The sequence below is a fragment of the Micromonospora sp. WMMB235 genome (genome assembly GCF_001855515.1).
Lineage (GTDB): Bacteria > Actinomycetota > Actinomycetes > Mycobacteriales > Micromonosporaceae > Micromonospora > Micromonospora aurantiaca.
The window spans coordinates 2,145,020-2,166,161 of record NZ_MDRX01000001.1; the positions used below are offsets into that span (position 1 = coordinate 2,145,020).

Below are 21,142 nucleotides of genomic sequence, written 5' to 3' on the forward strand. Positions count from 1 at the left end.
CTCAGGCCTCCTTCACACGCGGGTTGCGGGCGTTGCCCGGCTCGGCCGACCGGGCCGGCAGCGCCCGGCCCAGACCGCTGACCCGCGGCGACAGGAACGCCCGGGTACGGGCGAACATCGTCATGATCGGGTGGCGGAAGAGGAACACGACGACCAGGTCGAGCACGGTCGCCAGGCCGAGCGCGAAGGCGAAGCCCTTCACCGCGCCGACGGACACGATGTAGAGCACCACTGCCGACATCAGCGTGATGGCGTTGGCCGAGATGATCGTCCGGCGGGCCCGGATCCAGGCGCGCGGCACCGCGCTCCGTGGACTGCGGCCCTCCCGGATCTCGTCCTTCAATCGTTCGAAGTAGATGACGAACGAGTCCGCCGCGACGCCCAGCGAGACGATCATGCCGGCGATGCCGGCGAGCGTGAGCGTGAAGCCGATCGACCGGCCGAGCACCACGAGCGCGCCGAACACCAGCAGCGCAGAGAGCACCAGGCTCAGGAAGATGACCGAGCCGAGCAGCCGGTAGTAGAAGAACGAGTAGATGATGACCAGCAGCATGCCGATGCCCGCGGCCAGCAGACCCGCCTTGAGGTGGCTGTCGCCGAGCGTCGCGGTGACGTTCTGCTGCTCCTGCGGCTCGAACGTCACCGGCAGCGCGCCGTAGCGCAGCTGGCTGGCGAGCGCGTTCGCGGCCTTGTTGTCGAAGCTGCCGGTGATCTGCGAGTCGCCGGTCAGCACGCCCTGGATCTCCGGGGACGAGACGATCTCGTTGTCCAGCACCACGGCGACCCGGCACTTGCCGTCCTGGCCGAGCGCGGTCTGGTCGCAGGCCTGGCCCTCGTTGGTGAACGCCTCGCGGGTCAGCGCGGTCCACTTCTCCTGGCCGCTGCCGGTGAAGTTGAGGCTGACCACCCAGGAGCTGGTCTGGTCGAGCTGGGCGGAGGCGTTCTTGACGTCGGTGCCGAGCACCTTCGCGACGTCCAGCAGGTACTTCGCGCCGGACTCGCAGGCGACCGCCTTCTGCTTCTCGTCCTTGATCGAGGCGGCGGGCCGCTTGTCGAGCTGGGCGCAGGTGATGGTCGGGACGTTGAACTGCATCTCCACCGGCAGGACGGCGATCTCCTGCGGGGTGAGCGTGCCGAACGGCTTGAGCTTGTCCGCCAGCGACGGGTCGGTGGTCAGGTCCGCCGGGGCCTGCAGGCCAGAGGCGGCGGCCCAGGCGGCCGCGCCGACCTTCTGCTCGACGGCCTTGCGCTGCTGCTCGATGCTCTGCGGCACCGGCTCGGCGCTGGCGCTCGGGCTCGGCGCGGCGGCGCTCGGCGAGGCCGACGGGGACGCGGAGGCGCTGGCGCTCGGCGTCGGGGCCATACCGCCCTGCCCGCCGGCGCTCGGCGACCCGCTCACCTTGGGGCTCGTGCTCGCCTTCGGCGACGCGCTGCCCGACGGGGTGGCGGCTCCGGACGGGGTGGCGCTGGGCGTCGGCGCGGGCGCGAGCGCGGCGCCGCTGCCGTCGGTGGCCTTGAGCACCTTGCGGAAGCGCAGCTCGGCGGCCTCACCGACGTCGGTCAGGTCGCGGTTCTGGCCGGGCAGGGAGATGACGATGTTGCGGTTGCCCTCGGTGACCACCTCGGCCTCGGCCACGCCGTAGGCGTTGACCCGGCTCTCGATGATCTGGCGGGCCTCCTCGAGGTTGTCGGCGGTCGGGGGCTTGCCGTCCACCGTGTTGGTGGCCTCGAGCGTCAGCCGGGTGCCGCCGACGAGGTCCAGGCCGAGCCGGGGCTCCAGCCGGTCCTTCCAGCCACCGCTGGCGCCGCCCGAGAAGAACACCAATAGATAGAGGACGACGAAGATGAACCCGAGCACGGCGAGCTGCCGTCCGGGCCGCATCTGTCCCTGAGGTGGTGCCACGGCTGTCCTGTCTCCCTGTACGGTCGCGCCGCTTCCACGGCGGCGACAACTGTCGGGCCGGGGGTGTCCGCCCGACTGCTCCGGCGGGTCGGCACCGGAGGACGGCACGCCGGCTGGTGCGCGGCGCGGGGGCGCCGCACGGGCCGGCCGGATGCCGGCGCCGCGCGCCGACCCCAACTATCCACTTGTACGGATGAATCCGCTGCCCCGTCCGGGACGGGTGGTCACTCCTTGACCGGCTCGGCTTCCTCGGTGATCGTCTCGGCCGCCGGCGCCTCGGCGCGCTTGATCACCCGCGCGACGGCGGGGCGGGCGTACCGGGTCTGCACGCCCGGAGCGACTTCGAGCAGGACCGTCTCGTCCTCGACCGCGGTGACCGTGCCGTGCAGGCCGCCGATGGTGACCACCTCGTCGCCCGGGGCGAGAGCGGACTGCATCTGCTCTGCCTCGCGGCGGCGCTTCTGCTGCGGACGGATCATCATGAAGTACATGACGACGAAAAGCAGAGCGATCATGAGGATCGGCGTCAGACTGCCGGCTCCCCCGCCACTCGCTGCTGCGTAAAGCACGGTGTAGACCTTCCGGTTGGCCTCCACCCCGGCGCCGGAGGGCGCCGCAGCGGAAGCGGATTCTCACGTCCTGTACAAACCGCGGCGAAGTCTAGTCCCTGCTCCTGAGAAGACCGAATGCGGCACAGATCACGAACGGATCACGGCTGGTCGGTCTGCACCGAGAACAGATCGGGCCCCGGAGGGGCATCCGCACCAAATGTACCATTCGGGGGCGTACGGCCCAGATGGCGCCAGGCAGCCTCGGTCGCCACCCGCCCGCGCGGGGTCCGGGCCAGCAGCCCGGCCCGGACCAGGAACGGCTCGCAGACCTCCTCGACCGTGTCCGGCTGCTCGCCCACCGCCACGGCGAGCGTGGACAGGCCCACCGGGCCGCCCCGGAACGAGTCGACGAGCGCGGTCAGCACCGCCCGGTCGAGCCGGTCCAGGCCGAGCGCGTCCACGTCGTAGACGGTCAGCGCGGCCCGTGCGGTCTCCAGCGTGACCACGCCGTCGGCGCGGACCTCGGCGTAGTCGCGGACCCGGCGCAGGAGCCGGTTGGCGATACGCGGGGTGCCCCGGGACCGGCCTGCGACCTCCGCCGCGGCGTCGGCGGTGATCGGCACGCCGAGGATCCGCGCCGACCGGTGCAGCAGCGTCTCCAGGTCGGCCGGCGCGTAGAAGTCGAGGTGCGCGACGAAGCCGAACCGGTCGCGCATCGGGCCGGTCAGCAGGCCGGAGCGGGTGGTGGCGCCGACGAGCGTGAACGGCTCCACGTCGAGCGGGATGGCGGTGGCACCCGGGCCCTTGCCGACCACCACGTCGACGCGGAAGTCCTCCATGGCGCTGTAGAGCAGTTCCTCGGCCGGCTTGGCGATCCGGTGGATCTCGTCGATGAACAGCACGTCGCCCTCGGCGAGGCCGGTCAGGATCGCGGCCAGATCGCCGGAGCGCTCGATGGCCGGGCCGCTGGTCACCCGGATCCCGGTGCCCAGCTCGGCGGCGACGATGTTGGCCAGGGTCGTCTTACCGAGGCCAGGCGGCCCCGAGAGGAGGATGTGGTCGGGCGGGGAGCCGCGCCGCATCGCTCCCTGCAACAGCAGGTCGAGCTGGTCGCGGACCCGGTGCTGGGCGATGAACTCGTCCAGCCGCTTCGGGCGGACGCTGGCCTCCGCGTCCAGCTCGGCGTCGTTCACGTACGCCGAGACCAGGTTCTCCCCGCTCATCGGTTCCGGCCCAGGAGGCGGATCGCCTGCTTGAGCAGCACCGGCACCGGCGGGGTCTCGCCGTCGACGGTCTCCGCCACCGCGGCCACCGCCTGCTCCGCCTGCCCGGCCGTCCAGCCGAGCCCGACGAGGGCCTGGCGGACCTGCTCCGGCCAGGCGCCCGCGGTCACCCCGGCCGCGCCGTCGGCGCCCACCGGCACCGGGCCGACCCGGTCGCGCAGCTCCAGCACCAGCCGCTCGGCACCCTTCTTGCCGATGCCCGGCACCCGGGTCAGCGCGGCGGTGTCGGCGTTGGCGATGGCCTTGCGGACCGCGTCCGGCGTGTGCACGGCGAGCACCGCCTGGGCCAGCCGGGGACCGACCCCGCTGGCGGTCTGGAGCAGCTCGAACAGCTGCTTGGCGTCGTCGTCGGCGAAGCCGTAGAGGGTGAGCGAGTCCTCCCGGACCACAAGGCTGGTGGCGAGCCGGGCGGGCTGGCCCACGCGCAGGTCGGCGAGCGTGCCGGGAGCGCACTGCACGGCCAGGCCGATGCCGCCCACCTCCACCACCGCGTGATCCGGGCCGGTGGCGGTCACCGTGCCGCGTACGCTCGCGATCATCGCGTCCCTCCTCGTCGGGCCCGTTGCGCGGCCGCGGCCAGCTTGGACCGGGTGCCACCGCGCCACACGTGACAGATGGCCAGCGCCAGCGCGTCGGCGGCGTCGGCCGGTTTCGGCGGCTCGGGCAGCCGCAGCAGCCGGGTGACCATGGTGGTCATCTGCTTCTTGTCCGCCTGCCCCGAGCCGGTCACCGCCGCCTTGACCTCGCTCGGCGTGTACGTCGTCACGGGCAGCCCGGCCCGGGCCCCGGCGAGCACCGCGACGCCGCTGGCCTGCGCGGTGCCCATCACGGTGCGGACGTTGTGCTGGCTGAACACGCGCTCCACCGCGACCGCGTCCGGCCGGTGCTCGGCGACCAGGCCGGTGAGCGAGCGGTCCAGGTGCAGCAGGCGCAGCGCCAGGTCGTCCTCCGGGTCGGTGTAGACCACGTAGTAGGCCACGAGCGTGCAGGGACGGCCCGGCACGCCCTCGACAACGCCGACCCCGCACCGGGTCAGCCCCGGGTCGACGCCCAGCACGCGCACGCCGCCTCCTCCCCGAGCCGCCAGCAGTACGTGTGTTCGACACACCCTACTGGTGCCCGCCGACACCGGGACCGCCGGACACGCCGGGCACGGGCGGTGACGCGGCGCACCACACACGCAGACGGTGGAGTATGTGTCGCCGCCCCATGTGCCAGGGGGCACCCGGCTCGTACGTTCATGCGCCATGACGGCAGAACCCGTGGCGGTCCCCCACGTCGTACACGTCGACCTGACCGGTCGCACCGCGCTGGTGACAGGTGGTGGCGGCGGCATCGGACGGGCCTGCGCGCTGCGCCTGGCGGCGGCCGGCGCGACGGTGGTGGTGCTGGACCGCGACGTGGCGGCGGCCGAGGCGGTGGCCGCCGAGGCCGGCGGCCGGGCGGTGGGGATCGACCTGGCCGACCCGGCGGCTGTGGACCGGCTCGACGTCGACGCCGACATCGTGGTCAACAACGCCGGGCTGCAGCACGTCGCGCCGGTGCAGGACTTCCCGGTCGAGCGCTTCGAGTACATCCAGCGGGTGATGGTGGAGGCGCCGTTCCTGCTGATCCGCCGCGCGCTGCCCGGGATGTACGCGAACGGCTGGGGCCGGGTCGTGAACATCTCCTCGGTGCACGGGCTGCGCGCCTCGCCGTTCAAGGCCGCGTACGTCTCGGCCAAGCACGCGCTGGAGGGCCTGTCCAAGGTGGTGGCGCTGGAGGGCGCCGCACACGGCGTCACGGCCAACTGCATCAACCCGGCGTACGTGCGCACCGCGCTGGTGGAGAGCCAGATCGCCGACCAGGCGGCCACCCACGGCATCGGCGAGGACGAGGTGGTCGAGAAGATCATGCTGGCCCGGGCGGCGATCAAGCGGCTGATCGAGCCGGCGGAGGTGGCCGAACTGGTGGCGTACCTGTGCTCCCCGCCGGCCGCGTTCCTCACCGGCACCTCGATCGCCCTCGACGGGGGCTGGACGGCGAACTAGTGGGCCCGCGCACAATGTCGGTCATGTCGTCGCCGGTCGAGTTCCTGGAGCTGCTGGCGCGCGAGGCCGCCGCGGTCGAGTTCGAGGGCCCGCTGGTGGCCGCGCGCGCCGCCGGCCTGCCCGCCGAACGGCTGGCCGAGCTGGAGCAGGCGAAGGTGGTGGCGCTGCGGGTACGGGCCCTGCTGGCCCGCAGGCGCCGCCGGGAGACCGAGCTGTCCGGCCTGTACGACACCGCGAGCGACCTGGCCGGACTGCGCGACCTCGACGACGTGCTGCGCGCGATCGTGCACCGGGCGCGGATCCTGCTCGGCACCGACGTGGCGTACATGACGCTCAACGACGACGAGCGCGGCGACACGTACATGCGGGTCACCGACGGCTCGATCTCGGCCCGGTTCCAGCGGCTGCGGCTGGAGCTGGGCGACGGGCTCGGCGGGCTGGTCGCGCAGACCGGCACCCCGTACGTCACCTCGAACTACCAGGAGGACGAGCGGTTCCGGCACACCGGGGAGATCGACGGCGGCGTGGGCGAGGAGGGCCTGGTGGCCATCCTCGGCGTGCCGCTGCGGCTCGGGTCCAGCGTGATCGGCGTGCTGTACGCGGCGAACCGCTCGGCCCGCCCGTTCGCCCGCGAGGAGGTGTCGCTGCTGGTGTCGCTCGCGGCACACGCGGCGGTGGCGATCGACACCGCGCGGCTGCTCGCCGAGACCCGGGCGGCGCTGGCGGAGCTGTCCGCGGCGAACAGCACCATCCGGGCGCACAGCAGCTCGGTGGAGCGCGCCGCCGCTGCGCACGACCGGATGACCGCGCTCGTGGTGCGCGGCGGCGGCATGGAGGACGTGGCGGCGGCGGTCACCGAGGTGCTCGGTGGCGCGCTGCTGGCGCTGGACGCCGAGGGCCGGCGGCTGGCCCGGGTCGGTGAGATCGAGGAGCCGGACCGGGCCGACATCGTGGAGGCGGTCGCCGCGTCCCGTACCGAGGGGCGCAGCGTGCGCCGGGGCCCGCTCTGGTACGCCGCGGTGGTGGCCGGCGCGGAGAACCTGGGCGCGCTGGTGCTGCGCCCGGACGACGAGCTGGTCGACGCCGACCAGCGCATCCTGGAGCGGGCCGCGCTGGTGACCGCGTTGCTGTTGCTGTTCCGCCGGACCGTGGCCGAGGCGGAGGGGCGGGTACGCGGTGAGCTGCTGGACGACCTGATCGCCCGGCCGCTGCGCGACGCCGACGCGCTGCGCGCGCGGGCCCGCCGGATCGGGGTGGACCTGGACGCCCCGCACGTGCTGGTGGCGGTCGGTGACGACGCGTTCGCCGAGACCGGCTCGGCCCGGCAGCGGGTGCTGTCCTGGGCCACCACGTACGCCTCGACCCGGGGTGGCCTTGCCGCGGCGCGTGCCGGACGGGTGGTGCTGATGCTGCCCGGCCACGACGCCGGCGGTGCGGCCCGCGCGGTGGCCCGGGACCTGTCCCGGGTGACCGGCCGCCCGGTGACCGCCGGGGCGAGCGGGCCGTCGACCGGTCCGGCGTCGCTGGCCGTCACGTTCGCCGAGGCGGAGCGCTGCCTGTCCGCGCTCGGTGCGCTGGGCCGGGCCGGGCAGGGGGCGAGCACCACCGAGCTGGGTTTCGTCGGGCTGCTGCTGGGCGCGGTCGGTGACGCCGGGGACCGGGACGTGGCCCGGTTCCTCGCCACGACTGTGGGGCCGGTGCTGGACTACGACGCCCGGCGGGGCACGGCGCTGGTGAAGACGCTGGAGGCGTACTTCGGGGTGGGCGGCAGCCTGGCTCGCGCCGCCGAGCAGCTGCACGTGCACGTGAACACGGTCACCCAGCGGCTGGAGCGGGTCGGGCACCTGCTCGGCGCGGACTGGCAGCGGCCGGAGCGGGCGCTGGAGGTGCAGCTCGCGCTGCGCCTGCACCGGCTGCGCACGCCCGCCCGCTGAGCGGCCGGACCGCGCCGGGCGGACCGGCCGGCCCGGGTCAGCGGACGCGCAGGCCGTCCAGGACCGTGTCCACGATCCGCTCGGGAAGCATCCGCTCGTCGCGCTCGGGGTGCCAGCGCAGCATCCGCTGGGTGAGCATCGGCGCGGTGAGCAGCGACATGGTCACCTCGATGTCGAGGTCGGCGCGCAGTTCGCCCCGGTCGATCGCGCGGCGCAGCACCTCGCGCATCGCCGCGCGCCGGGGCTCGACGATCGCCTCGTACGCCTGCCGGTGGGCCGAGCTGCGGTTCACCTCGGGCACCAGGCAGGGCATGATCTTGCGGACCCGGGGGTCGGCGTGCTGGCCGACGGCGCCGACGAGCAGCACCAGGTCGTCGCGGACGGAGCGCCCGGCGGTGCGGGGCGCGGGCCCCTTGAGCGTGCGCAACGCGTCCAGCAGCAACGCGTCCTTGCCCGGCCAGCGGCGGTAGATGGTGGCCTTGCCGACTCCGGCGCGGGCCGCGATCGCCTCGATGGACAGCGACTCTATGGTGCTGCCCTCGGCCAGCAGGTCGAGGGTGGCGTCGACGATCGCCTCGTCCGCACGGGTGCTCCGCGGTCGCCCGGGCGACCGCGGAGCATCCGCCGTGGAAGTCATGTCAGACATTGTCCACGAACCTACGCGGTACCGGCCAACTCCCTGTCGGTGACCGGCGCCGCGTCGGGGGCGACGACCGGCCGGCCCGGCATCCAGCGCAGCACGATCACGATGCCGAGCGCGGCCACCACCGCGGAGGCGCCCGCCGCCCAGTGCATGGCCGAGACGAACGAGTCGTTGGCCGCGTCGATCAGTCGCGGCGCGTCGGGGCCGAGCCGGCCGGCGACCGCGTACGCCCCGGACACCGACTCGCGGGCCGCGTCGCGTACCGGGGCGGGCAGGGCGGCCACCGCCGGGCCGACCTGGTCGCGGTAGACGGCGGAGAGCACCGAGCCGAGCACCGCCACGCCGAGCGCGCCGGCCACCTGGCGCACGGTGTTGCTGACCGCGGAACCGACACCGGCCTTCTCCCGGGGCAGCGAGGACATGATCGACTCGGTGGCCGGCGGCATGATGTTCGCCATCCCGGCGCCCTGGAGGAAGCCCAGCGCCGAGAAGATCCAGATCGGGGTGTCCGCGTCGATGAAGACGAACGCGGCGAGCGCCACAGTGGTGAGCAGCAGCCCGACGGCCGCGACCGCCCGGCCGCCGTAGCGGCGGACCATCGCCGCGCTGCGCGGCGCGAAGATGAGCTGGGCCGCGGCGAACGGCAGGAACAGCAGGCCGCTCTCCAGTGGGCTGTAGCCGCGGACGAGCTGGAGGTAGAACGCGCCGAAGAACATCACGCCCATGGCGGCGAAGAAGACCAGCCCGACCAGGGCCACCGGCGCGGCGAAGCGGGGCACCCGGAACAGCCGTACGTCCAGCGACGGGTGGTCGCTGCGCAGTTCGTGGGCGACGAACCAGCCGAGCACCGCGAGGCCGCCGAGCACCGCGACCCAGACCTGCGGGCGGCCGAAGCCGTGCTCGCCGCCGTCGATGATGCCGTAGGTGAGGGCGACCAGGCCGACCACCGAGAGCAGCACGCCGAGCAGGTCGACCCGGCCGGGCTTGGGGTCGCGGGACTCGGGGACCAGGGCCGCGACGAGCACCACGCCGAGCGCCACCACCGGCACGTTGATCAGGAAGACCGAGCCCCACCAGAAGTGCTCCAGCAGCGCGCCGCCGAGCACCGGGCCGATCGCCACCGCGAGGCCGACCGCGCCGGCCCAGACGCCGATCGCCTTGGCGCGCTCGCGCGGGTCGAAGACGTTGGAGATGATCGAGAGCGTCACCGGCATGATGGCCGCGCCGCCGACGCCCATCAGCGCGCGGGCCGCGATGAGCTGGGCCGGGTCCTGCGCGTACGCGGACAGCAGCGAGGACAGGCCGAAGAGCGCCAGCCCGAGGATCAGGAAGCGGCGGCGGCCGAGCCGGTCACCGAGCACGCCGAAGGTGAACAGCAGCCCGGCGAAGACGAGCGTGTAGGAGTTGATCGCCCACTCCAGCTCGCCCTGGGTGGCGCCGAGGCCGTGCACCGGGTCGGCCAGCGTGCGCAGCGCGACGTTGAGGATGGTGTTGTCGAGGACGACCACGAGGAGGCTGATCACCAGCACCCCGAGGATCGCCCACCTCCTCGGGTGTCCGGTGTTCTCGTGTGGTTCCACGTCCGTGCTCCCCCCGGTTTCCCCGCGTCGGAATACGATACGGGTCAGACTCGTAACGGAGCCGAGCGTAGGTGAGCGGGTTTCGATACGGAACGGGTTCGTATCGAATGTGTCTCAGGTCACGCGGGCGGTCCGGCCGCCAGCGCCAGTCGCAGCAGCGCGTCCCGCACCGGCAGCAGCCGCCGCACGCCGGACAGCCGCCCCGCCCACCGCGCCCCGGCCGCGATCCGCTGTGTCGGACGCCGGCGCCTCCTGTCGTACGCGCGCAGCGCGGCCGGCACGTCCCCGGCGTCGCGCAGGCAGTCGGCGAGCGCCACCGCGTCGATCAGCGCCTGGCAGGCGCCCTGCCCGAGGTCCGGGGTCATCGCGTGCGCGGCGTCGCCGAGCAGTGCCGTCCGGCCGGCCACGTACGACGGCAGCGGCGTGAGGTCGTGGATCTCGTGCCGCAGGATCCCGTCCGGTGTGAGCGCGTCGAGCACCCGCGGCACCGGCGGGTGCCAGTCACCGAAGAGGCGGCGCAGCTCGGCGCGGTCGTCGGGCGGCGCCGGGTGCCCCTCGGGCAGGCGCACCGCGGCGTACCAGTTGGTGCGGCCCGGCCCGGCCGGGGTCAGCCCGAACTTGCGCCCCCGCCCCCAGGTCTCGCCACCCTCGGCCAGATCCAGGTCGACCACGCCGCGCCAGGCCACCGCGCCCGCGTACCGCAGCGGATACCGCTGCCCGTACATCTGCGCGCGCACCACGCTGTTGATCCCGTCCGCGCCCACCACCAGGTCGTACGCGTCGCGCAGTGACCCCGGGCCGGTCACCGGGGCGCCGAGGCGCAGCGCCGGTCCGGGCAGCGCGCCGGCCAGGACGGCGAGCAGCACCGGCCGGGTGACCAGGTGCACCGGCTCGCCGTGCCGGCGTTCCAGCCGCTCGACGTCGACGGTGGCGATCCGGCTGCCGTCCGGGCGCCGGATCGACCCGCCGGCCTGACGGCTGCCCCGGCGGCGCACCTCGTCGCCGACGCCGAGGGCGTCCAGGGCGCGCATCGCGCCGGGCCAGATGCCCAGCCCGGTGCCGGTGTGCGGCAACGCGGCCGACCGCTCCCGGACCGTCACCTCCCAGCCCACCGCCCGCAGGCCGATGCCCGCCGCGAGCCCGCCGATCCCGCCCCCGACCACGACCGCGCGTCCGCCCATGCCGTCACCGTACTACAGATGTAGTCGAGTGCACTACGCCTGTAGTCTGTCCGGGTGACCGATCGCCGGCAGCTCCTGCTCGACGCCGCCATCCGGGTGCTCGGCACCGGCGGGCCGCGCCAGCTCACCCACCGGGCCGTGGACGCGGAGGCGGGCCTGCCCGAAGGCTCCGCGTCCAACCGGTTCCGCACCCGGGAGGCGCTGATCACCGGCGTCTTCGACCGGCTGGTCGAGGTGGAGACGGCGGCCTGGCAACGGCTCGCCACGGACCTGCCGCCGGGCGACGTCACCGCGTTCGCCGCGGTGGTCGGCCGGCTGATCCGGGAGTTCACCGACCGGCAGCGGGTGGTCACGCTCGCCCGGTACGCGCTGTTCGTCGAGGCGGCGGTGCGGCCCGATCTGCGCCCGGCCATCGAGGCCGCCCGGGCACGGCTGGCCGGCTGGGGGGAGCCGCTGCTCGCCACGCTCGGCTCGGCCGATCCGCCGGCTCACTTCCGGATGCTGCTGGCACTCGTCGACGGGCTGCTGAGCAACCAGCTCGCCTCCCCTGATGACGGCTTCGACCCGGAGTCGGCCGTCGCCACGCTGGTGCGCGGATTCCGCACCGGCTGATCCTGGTCGCGCCGGTCTGCTCGCGCCTGGCGTCAGTCCGCCGTGTCAGGAGCCGGTGTCAGGTGGCGCCTCCTGCGGCCAGGCAGGCCAGCGTCGCCTCGCCGAGCGTGGTGAGGCGCTGCGGAGCGGCCGAGGAGGGCGGGAACGGCTCGATCCACCCCGGACCGGCAGCGAGCACGCGTACCCCGGGCAGGTCCCGCCGCAGACGGACCAGGCGGTACGCGCGGCCGGTCAGCGGCGTCTGCGACCAGACCACCACCACCCGCGGACGGACCCGGACCACGGCACTGGTCAGCGCGGACCACGGCAGCGCCGGGCCGAGGTGCAGCGCGCCCCGGCCGCGTTCGCGCAGCGCCGCGGCGAGCGCGTGCAGCCCGAGGCAGTGCGTCTCGTGCTCGGCGCCTGCGAGCAGCACGCCCTGGGCGGGAAGCGGCCGGGACGGCTCACGGCCGAACACGTCCAGGCCGACGCGTACCCCCTCGGAGAGGGCGTGCTCGACGGCGATCTCGGCGGCGCTGTCGCCGCGCAGCGTGCCGAGCAGCGGCAGGCAGACCTGTTCCCAGGCGGGCACCACCCCGGCCTCGGCGGCCAGGTCGAGCACCAGCCCGGCGACCCGGTTGTCGTCCAGGTCCTCGGCGGCGGCGGTCAGCCGTTTGCGGGCCGTCTCGACGGCCCCGGCCGGCATGTTCTCGGTCAGCAACGGACGTACCCCCGGGTAGCTCTCCTACCCTGGGGTTCGTCCGCACGGCCCGATCCGGATGCGCCGGCGGCGAATCCGGCCGGAGCCCGGTCAGTCCGGGAACGTGACGACCCAGCGGGCGCCCTCGCCGCGGGCCAGCCGCTCCAGCGCCGCGGGCGCCTCGGTCAGCGGCACCGTGCCGCTCACCAGCGGCCCCAGGTCCAGGTCACCGGCGGCGAGCGCGGCAGCCAGCTCCGGGACCTCCCGGTCCGGGTCGGTCGAGCCGTACACCGAGGAGCGCAGCGTGCGCGCGGAGTGGAAGATGTCCAGCGCGGAGAGGCTGAGCATGTCGTCCTTGCCGCCCATGCCGACCACAGTGACCGCTCCCCCGCGCCGCGTCGCCCGCCAGGCGGCGCGGATGGTGACGGACCGGCCGACGCACTCGAACGCGTGGTCCACGCCGCGCCCGTCGGTGCGGGCCCGGATCTCCTTGCCCAGCCGGTCGTCGGAGCGCAGGAAGTCGGTCGCCCCGGCGGCGAGCGCGAGGTCCCGCTTGGCCTCCACCACGTCCACGGCGAGGATCGGCGCCGCGCCGGCCCGCCGCGCGGCGGTCAGCACGGCCAGGCCCACTCCGCCGAGCCCGATCACCGCCACCGACTCGCCGGGGGCGACCCGTGCGGTGTTGCGGACCGCGCCGACGCCGGTGAGCACCGCGCAGCCGAGCACCGCGGCCTGCTCCGGCGGCAGTCCGGCGGGCACCGGCACGGCGGCGTGCTGCGGCACCACCACCTCCTCGGCGAGCGCGCCGAGCCCGAGCGTGACCTGAAGGGGCTCACCGGCGGCCGTCTCGCCGCGAGGTGTGGACGGGTTGGGGTTGGCGGCGCAGAGCCACGGTTCGCCGTGCCGGCAGTGCCAGCAGTCGCGGCAGGCCGGCGCCCAGTTGAGCACCACGGGCGTGCCGGCCGCGAGCGTCGTACCGGGTCCGGCCTCGGCCACCACACCCGTCGCCTCGTGCCCCAGCACCAGCGGGTACGCGGGCGCCAGCGTGCCGTCCACCATGGCCAGATCGGAGTGGCAGATGCCGGCGGCGCGGATGCGTACCCGCAGCTCACCCGGGCCGGGCGCGGGCAGGCGTACCTCCTCGACCGCCGGTGTGGCGCCCCGGCCGCGTACCACGAGCGCCCTCACCGCTGGATCGCCTTCAACTCGGTGAACTCCTCCACGCCGTACGCGCCCAGCTCACGGCCGAGGCCGGACTGCTTGTAGCCGCCGAACGGGGCGAGCGGGTTGAACGCGCCGCCGTTGACGTCGACCTGGCCGGTACGCATCCGCCGGGCCACTGCCAGCGCCGCGTCGGAGTCGGCGGACCAGACCGCGCCGGCCAGCCCGTACCGGGAGTTGTTGGCGACGGCGACCGCCTCGTCGGTGTCGGCGAACGGGATCACCGCGAGCACCGGGCCGAACACCTCCTCCTGGGCGAGCGCGCTGTCCGGGTGCACGTCGGCGAAGACGGTGGGCGCGACGAAGTGCCCCTGCGGCGGCAGTGGCGCGTCCGGGCCACCGGCGACGAGCCGGGCGCCGTCGGCGAGCGCCCGGTCGACGTGGTCGCGTACCCGCCGGGCCTGCGCGGCGGAGGCGAGCGGGCCGAGCCGGGTGGCCGGGTCGAAGGGGTCGCCGAGCCGGTAGCCGGCCACCGCCGCCGCGACCAGGTCCAGCGCCTCGGCGTAGCGGTCGCGGTGTACGAGCATCCGGGTCCAGGCGGTGCAGGTCTGCCCGGAGTTGAGCAGCGCGTTGCCGACGCCGACCTTGACCGCGGTGGGCAGGTCGGCGTCGGCCAGGATGACGTTCGCCGACTTGCCGCCGAGTTCCAGCGACACCCGGGCGATCCGCTCGGCGGCCAGGTGAGCGATGCGCCGGCCGGTGGCGGTGGAGCCGGTGAACGAGACCAGGTCGACGTCGGAGTGCGCGGCGAGCGCCTCGCCGACCACCGGGCCGGTGCCGGGCACCAGGTTCACCACGCCGGGCGGCAGCCCGGCGTCGGTGATCGCGTCGAACAGCAGGTACGCGGTCAGCGGCGTCAGCTCGCTGGGCTTGAGCACCACTGTGCAGCCGGCGGCGAGCGCGGGCGCGACCTTGGCGACCACCTGGTGCAGGGGGTAGTTCCACGGGGTGATCGCGCCGACCACGCCGACCGGCTCCCGGACGACGAGCGAGTTGCCGACCGTGTGCTCGGCCGCCGGGCGGGCGGCCAGGTCGACGATGCTCCGCAGCACCGTCAGCGGCAGGCCGGCCTGGACCCGGGTGGCGAGCTTGAGCGGGGTGCCCAGCTCGGTCGCCACGGTGCGGGCGATCTCGTCGGCGCGGGCGGCGAGCGCGCTGTGCAGCCGGTCCAGGTGCGCGGCCCGCTGCTCGGGGGCGGTGGCGGCCCAGCCGGGGAACGCGGCACGGGCGGCGGCGACCGCGCGGTCCACGTCGGCCGGTGTGCCGGCGGGCACCTCACCGACGATGCTCCCGGTGGCCGGGTTCTCCACCGGGATGGTGTCGCCCGACGACGGGTCGACCCAGTCACCGGCGACGTGCAGGTGGCGGCGCGTCAGCAGGGCGGGAGGGGCGGCGGCGAGATCCATGGCGTCCTTCGGGGGCGGCGGAAACTAGCGGTGGGAGTTTCGACGCTACTCCGGACCGCCGACCCGTTCCAGCGGGGCGACGGTGGCGGCGTACTCGGCGGCGAGCCCGTGCAGCAGCGCGTCCAGGCCGAGCGTGAACGCGCCCTCGTCCACGCTGCGCTGGTGTCCGGCGAGCCGGTGCGCCTGGTTGAGGTGCGGGTGCGCGGCGTAGAGCGAGGGGTCCTCGACGAAGCCGCGGGCGAACGAGCCGAGCGCGGACCCGGCCACGAAGTAGCGCATCGCGGCGCCGATGTGGGTGGCCCGCGCGGGCGGCCAGCCGGCCCGGACCAGCGCGCCGTAGACCGCGTCGGCCATGGCGAGCGCGGCCGGACGGCGGCCCGGCCCCTGCGCCAGGTACGGCACGATGTTCGGGTGGGCGGCCAGCGCGGCCCGGTACGAGCGCGCCCAGCGGCGAAGCGCATCGAGCCACTCGCACTCGTCGAAGACGCCGATGTCGACTGTCGCCGCGACGCCGTCGGCCACCGCGTCGAGGATCTCCTCCTTGGTGGCGAAGTGGTTGTAGAGCGAGGGGCCGCGGACGCCGAGCGCGGCGGCGAGCCGCCGGGTCGAGAGCGCGTCCAGCCCGTCGGCGTCGATCAGCGCCAGCGCGGTCTCGACGATCCGGTCGCGGGTGAGCAGGGCCTGTCGGGGTCGGGGCACCTGGTCATCATCCTCCCTTTCACATCGGGTCTGGACGCGGGAAAACTTACAGCGCTAGTTTAGAGCCAGTCGACCTGAGGGGGCACCGTGGACTTCGCACTGTCCGACGAGGAACGCGCGATCCGGGACACCGTTCGCACGTTCGTCACCCGCGAGGTGATGCCGCTGGAGGCGGAGGTGCTGCGCCGCGAGCGCGCCCACCAGCCCGGCCTGGACCGCTCCGAGCTGCGCGAACTCCAGCTCAAGGCGAAGAAGTTCGGCTTCTGGGGGCTGGCCACGCCGGAGGAGTACGGCGGGATGGACCTGCCGGCGGTCATGCAGTCGCTGATCTGGACCGAACTGGGCCGCAGCTTCGTGCCGTTCCGCTTCGGCGGCGAGGCCGACAACATCCTGTTCCACGCCACCGAGGAGCAGAAACGCGAGTTCCTGATCCCCACCATCGAGGGCGAACGGATCTCCTGCTTCGCCATCACCGAGCCCGGCGCGGGCTCCGACGCGGCGAACATCAAGCTGCGCGCCCGCCGCGACGGCGACGACTGGATCCTCGACGGCGAGAAGACGTTCATCACCAACGGCAACGACGCCGACTTCGCCATCGTGGTCGCGGTGACCGACCCGGAGAAGGGCGCCCGCCGCGGCGGCGCCACCGCGTTCCTGGTGGACCGCGCGATGGGCTGGCGCTCCGAGTTCATCCAGACCATGGGCGAGGGCGGCCCCGCCTCACTGATCTTCGACGGCGTACGGGTGCCGCACCGCAACATCCTCGGCGAGATCGGGCAGGGCTTCACGCTCGGCATGGAGTGGATCGGCAAGGGCCGCTACACCATCCCGTCACACGCCATCGGCATCGCCGAGCGCGCCCTCCAGATGGCCATCGACCACGCCAACACGCGGGAGACGTTCGGCGCGCCGATCGCCACCAACCAGGCCATCCAGTGGATGATCGCCGACTCGGAGACCGAGCTGGAGGCGGCCCGCTGGCTGATCCTGCGCTCGGCCTGGACCGTCGACCAGGGCCTCGACCCCCGGCACGCCTCCTCCATGGGCAAGCTCTACGGCGCCGGCATGGTCAACCGGGTGGTGGACCGGGTGCTCCAGATCCACGGCGGCATGGGCTACACCCGTGAGCTGCCGATCGAACGCTGGTACCGGCAGGTCCGGCTGTACCGGATCTTCGAGGGCACCGACGAGATGCAGCGGCTGATCATCTCCCGCGACCTGCTGCGCGGCTACACGAAGATCGGCGGCCACCTGGCCTGAGCAGTCAGCCGGTCAGCGCCTCGACCGCCCGGTCCACGTCCGCCTCGGTCGTGTAGAGGTGGAACGAGGCGCGCACCCGGCCCGCCCGTACCGCCGCGCGCACCCCGGCGCGGGCCAGCCGCTCCTGCGCGTCCGGCACGTCCACGCTGACGATCGCGCTGTCGCCGGGCGGGCGGCCCAGCCCGGTCAGGAACCGGTTGGCCAGCCCCACGTCGTACGCGCGCACCGCCTCCGGGTCGAGGTCGGCGAGCAGTTCCAGCGCCGGGGCGGTGCCCGCGTAGCTGAGCCACGGCGGCGCGATGTCGAACCGGCGCGCGTCGTCGGCCAGGCGCAGCGGCAGCCCGTAGTAGGAGGCGTGCGGCTCGCGGCCCGCGTACCACCCGGCCGCGTCCGGGCGCATCCGCTCGCGCAGCGCCGGGGCCAGGTAGGCGAAGGCCGATCCACGCGGCGACATCAACCACTTGTACGCCCCGACCACCACCGCGTCCGCCCGGTCCGCCGCGAACGGCAGCCACCCGCACGCCTGCGTCGCGTCGGCCACCACGAACGCGCCGTGCGCCCGGGCCGCCGCGACGATCTCGTCGTACGGGAGCACTGTGCCGTCGGCGGACTGCACCACGCTGAACGCCACCAGATCGGTGTCGGCGTCGATCGCGTCGACCAGGCCGGCCAGCGGCACGGTGCGTACCCGCACGCCGCGGTCCTGCTGCACCAGCCACGGGAACAGGATCGAGGTGAACTCAGTCTCGGGGACCACCACCGTCGCGCCCGCCGGCAGCCCGGCCGCGATCGGCGCGACGAGTTGTGACGCGCTGGCGCCGATGCTCACGTCGGCGACGTCCACACCGGTCAGCCGGGCGAACGCGGCCCGGGACCGGTCCACCGACTCCTCCCACACCTCGAACGACACCCGCCCGGTCCGCCAGTCGGCGAGCACCCGCTGCACGGCGTCCCACACCGGCTCCGGCGGCAGTCCGTAGGTGGCCGTGTTCAACCAGCCCGGCTCCGGCTGCCACAACTTCTGCGCCTGCTCCAGCTCCATGCCACCGACGCTAGCCACCCCCGCCCCCACCCCGGCACCGCCAATCCCACCCCCGTGGCCCCACCCCGCCCGAGCCCGCCCCACCCCGCCCGAGCCCGCCCCACCCCGCCCGAGCCCGCCCGAGCCCGCCCGAGCCCGCCCGCGATCTTGCACTTTCGGCCCCGGCAAATCGGGGCAAACCAGCGATCCGCAGGGCCGAGACTGCAAGATCGCGCGGCAGAAGCAGGGGCGCGAGGGCGGGCGGGGACGCGACGCACCAGCACACCCCCGCCCGGACGATCATGAAGTTGGCGGTGTCGGCTGTCCGAATTGTCGCCGCCAACCTCATGATCGTCGCGGTGGAGAGGGCGGAGGGTGGGGGCGGGGGTGGGGGTCAGGTCGGTGGAGGGAGGTCGGCCAGTGCGGCGGCCATCTCTGCGCGGACGCGGGGCAGGGGCCACCCGGCCAGGTCCCGCAGGGAGTGCCGGCGGCGCAGGTGTCGTACCGCGGTCAGGCCGACCAGGTAGCCGCAACGCTTCGGCAGGCCGCCGGCCAGCGGCGAGTCCCGCATCAGGAAGTACGGGGCGTGGTGCTCCGCGTCGGTGGCGTCGAGGTCGGCGCGTACCCGGCGCAGGATCTCCGGCCACCGGCGGCGGCACTCGTCGAGCCACCGCCGGTGACCAGGGCGGCCGAACCAGAGGTACTCCTCGTTCGGCCGGCCGGCGTCCAGTTCCGCCGTGACCTGCGTGGCGAGCCCTTCGGTGAACAACGCGTTCGCCACCCCGCACTCGGGCCAGTCGCGGATCGCGGCGCCGCGGTCGTGCACCACGTGCGCGGCCTCGTGCCGCACCAGCAGGTCGAGATCCTCCGGCGGCCCGAGCTGTTCCACGGCGAGGAAGAGCGCGTACCTGCCGTTCAGCTCTCCGGCCCAGCCGTTGGCCTGGTTCAGCCCGACCAGCACCACGCACTCGACCGGCCCGCCGTCGCCGGACCAGCCCAGCGCACCGGCCACCGCCGTGACGCCGTCGGGCAGCAGCGCGCGTACCCTCTCGGCTCGTGCCGCCAGGTCGGCGGCGCGGCCGCGGAGCCCGTCCAGGACGGATGCCACGCCGGCGGCGTCGGACCAGTCGCCGTCGCGGCGCAGCACCCGGACCACGTCCGGATGCGCGGCCAGATAGTGCGCGCTCCACGGCTCCGGCGACGCGGACCGGCGCCCCTCGGCGCAGGCGAGGAAGTCGGGCACCAGGTCGCGGACGCGCAGCAGGTCGGCGGGCGGCATCCGCCCGATGGTGCCCGGCCGTGGCGCGCCGGGCAACACCGCGACGGTACGGGGGCAGCTCACGCCGACCGGGCCGAGGGGTGATCCCCGAGCACGGTGGACACCGCCTCCGGAACGGGCCGGGGCGCGGCGGCGGGCGGCCCGCGGCGGGCGGCGCGACTGCCGGAGATGCCGCACACCTGAAGGAAGTCTTCATCAAAGGGCCCGTTGATGCAAGGTATCGACATAGACGAACGTCACGCTATAGGGTGCGGCGAACCGGCGACGTGAGCCAGTCGCCCCCTGTAGTGGACGAGGAGTGCCTGTGACGATTCGGAGACCCTCGCGTCGGGTGAGCCACCTGCTCGGCGGCGCCATGATCCTCATGATCGGCCTGACCGGCCAGCCGGCCCAGGCCGCGCCACAGCACGGCGCGCAGCCGCTCGCCGCCGCCTTCGACCGGGCCGCCACCGCCTCCGACGTGCCGCGCGACCTGCTCGCCGCGCTCGGGTACGCCGAGACCCGCCTGGACGGCCACGGCGGCGAGCCCAGCGTCTCCGGCGGATACGGAGTGATGCACCTGACCAGCAACCCGAAGGTGCGGACCCTCGACGAGGCCGCACGCCGGACCCGGCTGGACCGCACCGACCTGCGTACCCGGGACGCGGCGAACGTGGCCGGCGCGGCGGCGGTGCTGCGCTCCTACGCCGACGAGGCCGGACTCACCGCGGCGCAGCGCGACGACGTCAACCAGTGGTACGGCCCGATCGCCCGCTACGGGGGCTCGACGGACGCGGCCACCGCCCGGCTGTACGCGGACTCCGTGTACGACCTGCTCGCCAGGGGCTTCATCGCGACCACGGCCGGCGGCGAGGTCAGCGTGGACGGCCGTCCGGTCGCACCCCAGCGGGGCCGGTACGCCGACGTCGCGCCGCTGGGCACCGGCGACTTCGGCACCCTGAGCACCGACTACGGCCCGGCGGCCTGGGTGCCGGCCAACTCGTCGAACTACACGGTCTCCAGCCGCGAGTCGGCGTACCCGATCAACTACATCGTCATCCACACCATGCAGGGCAGCTACGCCGGCTCGATCAGCTGGTTCCAGAACGCCGCCGCCGGCACCAGCGCGCACTACCTGCTCCGCTCCTCCGACGGCGCGGTGACCCAGATGGTGCGGGACAAGGACATCGCCTGGCACGCCGGCAACTGGACCTACAACACCCAGTCGATCGGCATCGAGCACGAGGGGTACGTCGACAACGCCTCCTGGTACACCGACGCGATGTACCGGTCGTCGGCGGCGCTGACCCGGTTCCTGTGCGACAAGTACGGCATCCCGAAGACCCGCAACAACATCATCGGGCACAACCAGGTGCCGGGCGCCACGCACACCGACCCCGGTCCGAACTGGAACTGGACCTACTACATGCAGCTCGTCACCGGCGGCACCACGCCCCCGCCGACCACTTGGTCGACGGTCGTGGACAACACCACCGCCGGCCGGTTCACCGCGAGCGCCAACTGGAGCACCTCGACGTACTCGGCGCAGCGCTACGGCGCCGACTACCGGTACGCCAACCCCGTCGCGGCCAGCGACGCCGCCTGGTACAAGGTGAACATCCCGGCGACCGCCACCTACCGGGTGGAGGTCTGGTATCCGGCCGTCGCCGGCTACAACACCAGCACGCCGTACATCGTCGCGACCACCAGCGGCAACCAGACGGTCTCGGTGAACCAGACAGCCAACGGCGGTGCGTGGCGTTCGCTGGGCACCTTCACCCTGGCCGCCGGGGACGCCAACAAGGTGGGTGTCAGCCGATGGTCCGGCAGCACCGGGTACGTGATCGCCGACGCCATCCGCGTCACCCGCGTCTAGCCCGG

The 21,142-nt window shown here is 74.1% G+C and carries 19 protein-coding genes; 5 read left to right on the forward strand and 14 right to left on the reverse strand.

Translation table 11 applies throughout. The annotated features are described in order from the left end of the window. Nucleotide 1: 1 nt before the first annotated feature. The 5 genes from secD to ruvC form a co-directional block, all read right to left on the reverse strand. Nucleotides 2-1,903: a protein translocase subunit SecD gene (gene secD, locus BFV98_RS08580; RefSeq protein WP_174361706.1), complete on the reverse strand. Its 1,902-nt coding sequence runs from the start codon at nt 1,901-1,903 to the stop codon at nt 2-4. A 224-nt stretch (nt 1,904-2,127) separates the two neighbouring features. Then, nucleotides 2,128-2,472 carry a preprotein translocase subunit YajC gene (gene yajC / locus BFV98_RS08585; protein WP_036345294.1) on the reverse strand — a complete coding sequence of 115 codons (345 nt, stop codon included), beginning with the start codon at nt 2,470-2,472 and terminating at the stop codon, nt 2,128-2,130. Nucleotides 2,473-2,612: 140 nt separating this feature from the next. Beyond that, nucleotides 2,613-3,677, reverse strand: a complete 1,065-nt coding sequence (gene ruvB / locus BFV98_RS08590; RefSeq protein ID WP_071095757.1) for a Holliday junction branch migration DNA helicase RuvB — start codon at nt 3,675-3,677, stop codon at nt 2,613-2,615. Next, on the reverse strand, nt 3,674-4,276 hold the full coding sequence (gene ruvA, locus BFV98_RS08595; RefSeq protein WP_013285464.1) for a Holliday junction branch migration protein RuvA: 603 nt from the start codon (nt 4,274-4,276) through the stop codon (nt 3,674-3,676). The genes ruvB and ruvA overlap by 4 nt, the downstream gene beginning before the upstream one ends. Continuing rightward, nucleotides 4,273-4,800: a crossover junction endodeoxyribonuclease RuvC gene (ruvC, locus tag BFV98_RS08600; protein ID WP_071095759.1), complete on the reverse strand. Its 528-nt coding sequence runs from the start codon at nt 4,798-4,800 to the stop codon at nt 4,273-4,275. Before ruvC ends, ruvA begins: the two co-directional genes overlap by 4 nt. A gap of 184 nt (nt 4,801-4,984) precedes the next feature. Here ruvC and BFV98_RS08605 point away from each other — a divergent pair, with 184 nt between their 5' ends. Continuing rightward, nucleotides 4,985-5,767, forward strand: a complete 783-nt coding sequence (locus BFV98_RS08605) for a 3-hydroxybutyrate dehydrogenase (RefSeq protein WP_071095761.1) — start codon at nt 4,985-4,987, stop codon at nt 5,765-5,767. 14 nt (nt 5,768-5,781) lie between these two features. Beyond that, complete coding sequence (locus BFV98_RS08610; protein ID WP_013285461.1) at nt 5,782-7,701, forward strand: helix-turn-helix domain-containing protein; 1,920 nt, start codon at nt 5,782-5,784, stop codon at nt 7,699-7,701. 37 nt (nt 7,702-7,738) lie between these two features. Here the strand turns inward: BFV98_RS08610 and BFV98_RS08615 are convergent, their stop codons facing one another. The 3 genes from BFV98_RS08615 to BFV98_RS08625 form a co-directional block, all read right to left on the reverse strand. After that, on the reverse strand, nt 7,739-8,347 hold the full coding sequence (locus tag BFV98_RS08615) for a TetR/AcrR family transcriptional regulator (RefSeq protein WP_013474870.1): 609 nt from the start codon (nt 8,345-8,347) through the stop codon (nt 7,739-7,741). An 11-nt stretch (nt 8,348-8,358) separates the two neighbouring features. Then, nucleotides 8,359-9,924: an MFS transporter gene (locus BFV98_RS08620; RefSeq protein WP_013474869.1), complete on the reverse strand. Its 1,566-nt coding sequence runs from the start codon at nt 9,922-9,924 to the stop codon at nt 8,359-8,361. 119 nt (nt 9,925-10,043) lie between these two features. Beyond that, on the reverse strand, nt 10,044-11,105 hold the full coding sequence (locus BFV98_RS08625; protein ID WP_071095763.1) for an FAD-dependent monooxygenase: 1,062 nt from the start codon (nt 11,103-11,105) through the stop codon (nt 10,044-10,046). A 54-nt stretch (nt 11,106-11,159) separates the two neighbouring features. Between BFV98_RS08625 and BFV98_RS08630 the strand changes: the two genes are divergently transcribed. Next, nucleotides 11,160-11,717 carry a TetR/AcrR family transcriptional regulator gene (locus BFV98_RS08630; RefSeq protein ID WP_071095765.1) on the forward strand — a complete coding sequence of 186 codons (558 nt, stop codon included), beginning with the start codon at nt 11,160-11,162 and terminating at the stop codon, nt 11,715-11,717. 58 nt (nt 11,718-11,775) lie between these two features. Here the strand turns inward: BFV98_RS08630 and BFV98_RS08635 are convergent, their stop codons facing one another. The 4 genes from BFV98_RS08635 to BFV98_RS08650 form a co-directional block, all read right to left on the reverse strand. Next, complete coding sequence (locus BFV98_RS08635; RefSeq protein ID WP_232236670.1) at nt 11,776-12,417, reverse strand: transcriptional regulator; 642 nt, start codon at nt 12,415-12,417, stop codon at nt 11,776-11,778. 90 nt (nt 12,418-12,507) lie between these two features. Further along, nucleotides 12,508-13,584: a zinc-binding dehydrogenase gene (locus BFV98_RS08640; protein WP_225319659.1), complete on the reverse strand. Its 1,077-nt coding sequence runs from the start codon at nt 13,582-13,584 to the stop codon at nt 12,508-12,510. Continuing rightward, nucleotides 13,581-15,023, reverse strand: coding sequence for an aldehyde dehydrogenase family protein (locus tag BFV98_RS08645; RefSeq protein WP_071095771.1), 1,443 nt, complete (start codon nt 15,021-15,023; stop codon nt 13,581-13,583). Before BFV98_RS08645 ends, BFV98_RS08640 begins: the two co-directional genes overlap by 4 nt. Before the next feature lie 45 nt (nt 15,024-15,068). After that, nucleotides 15,069-15,722 (reverse strand): TetR/AcrR family transcriptional regulator, encoded by a 654-nt coding sequence (locus BFV98_RS08650; protein ID WP_013285453.1) that lies wholly within the window; start codon nt 15,720-15,722, stop codon nt 15,069-15,071. 87 nt (nt 15,723-15,809) lie between these two features. On the opposite strand from BFV98_RS08650, the gene BFV98_RS08655 reads away from it, so the two are divergent. Continuing rightward, complete coding sequence (locus BFV98_RS08655) at nt 15,810-16,982, forward strand: acyl-CoA dehydrogenase family protein (protein WP_071095773.1); 1,173 nt, start codon at nt 15,810-15,812, stop codon at nt 16,980-16,982. 4 nt (nt 16,983-16,986) lie between these two features. Here the strand turns inward: BFV98_RS08655 and BFV98_RS08660 are convergent, their stop codons facing one another. Both BFV98_RS08660 and BFV98_RS08665 read right to left on the reverse strand, forming a co-directional pair. Continuing rightward, nucleotides 16,987-18,024, reverse strand: coding sequence for an aminotransferase class V-fold PLP-dependent enzyme (locus tag BFV98_RS08660; RefSeq protein WP_030270997.1), 1,038 nt, complete (start codon nt 18,022-18,024; stop codon nt 16,987-16,989). 373 nt (nt 18,025-18,397) lie between these two features. After that, on the reverse strand, nt 18,398-19,318 hold the full coding sequence (locus tag BFV98_RS08665) for a hypothetical protein (protein WP_255368078.1): 921 nt from the start codon (nt 19,316-19,318) through the stop codon (nt 18,398-18,400). Between the two features lie 877 nt (nt 19,319-20,195). Here BFV98_RS08665 and BFV98_RS33065 point away from each other — a divergent pair. After that, nucleotides 20,196-21,137, forward strand: a complete 942-nt coding sequence (locus tag BFV98_RS33065; RefSeq protein WP_369830078.1) for an N-acetylmuramoyl-L-alanine amidase — start codon at nt 20,196-20,198, stop codon at nt 21,135-21,137. The last annotated feature ends 5 nt before the right edge of the window (nt 21,138-21,142 follow it).

Coding starts and splice junctions, on each gene's coding strand:
- ruvB (WP_071095757.1), bottom strand. CDS start 3,677: ATGAGCGGGGAGAACCTGGTCTCGGCGTACGTGAACGACGCCGAGCTG.
- ruvA (WP_013285464.1), bottom strand. CDS start 4,276: ATGATCGCGAGCGTACGCGGCACGGTGACCGCCACCGGCCCGGATCAC.
- BFV98_RS08605 (WP_071095761.1), top strand. CDS start 4,985: ATGACGGCAGAACCCGTGGCGGTCCCCCACGTCGTACACGTCGACCTG.
- BFV98_RS08610 (WP_013285461.1), top strand. CDS start 5,782: ATGTCGGTCATGTCGTCGCCGGTCGAGTTCCTGGAGCTGCTGGCGCGC.
- BFV98_RS08615 (WP_013474870.1), bottom strand. CDS start 8,347: ATGTCTGACATGACTTCCACGGCGGATGCTCCGCGGTCGCCCGGGCGA.
- BFV98_RS08625 (WP_071095763.1), bottom strand. CDS start 11,105: ATGGGCGGACGCGCGGTCGTGGTCGGGGGCGGGATCGGCGGGCTCGCG.
- BFV98_RS08645 (WP_071095771.1), bottom strand. CDS start 15,023: ATGGATCTCGCCGCCGCCCCTCCCGCCCTGCTGACGCGCCGCCACCTG.
- BFV98_RS08660 (WP_030270997.1), bottom strand. CDS start 18,024: ATGGAGCTGGAGCAGGCGCAGAAGTTGTGGCAGCCGGAGCCGGGCTGG.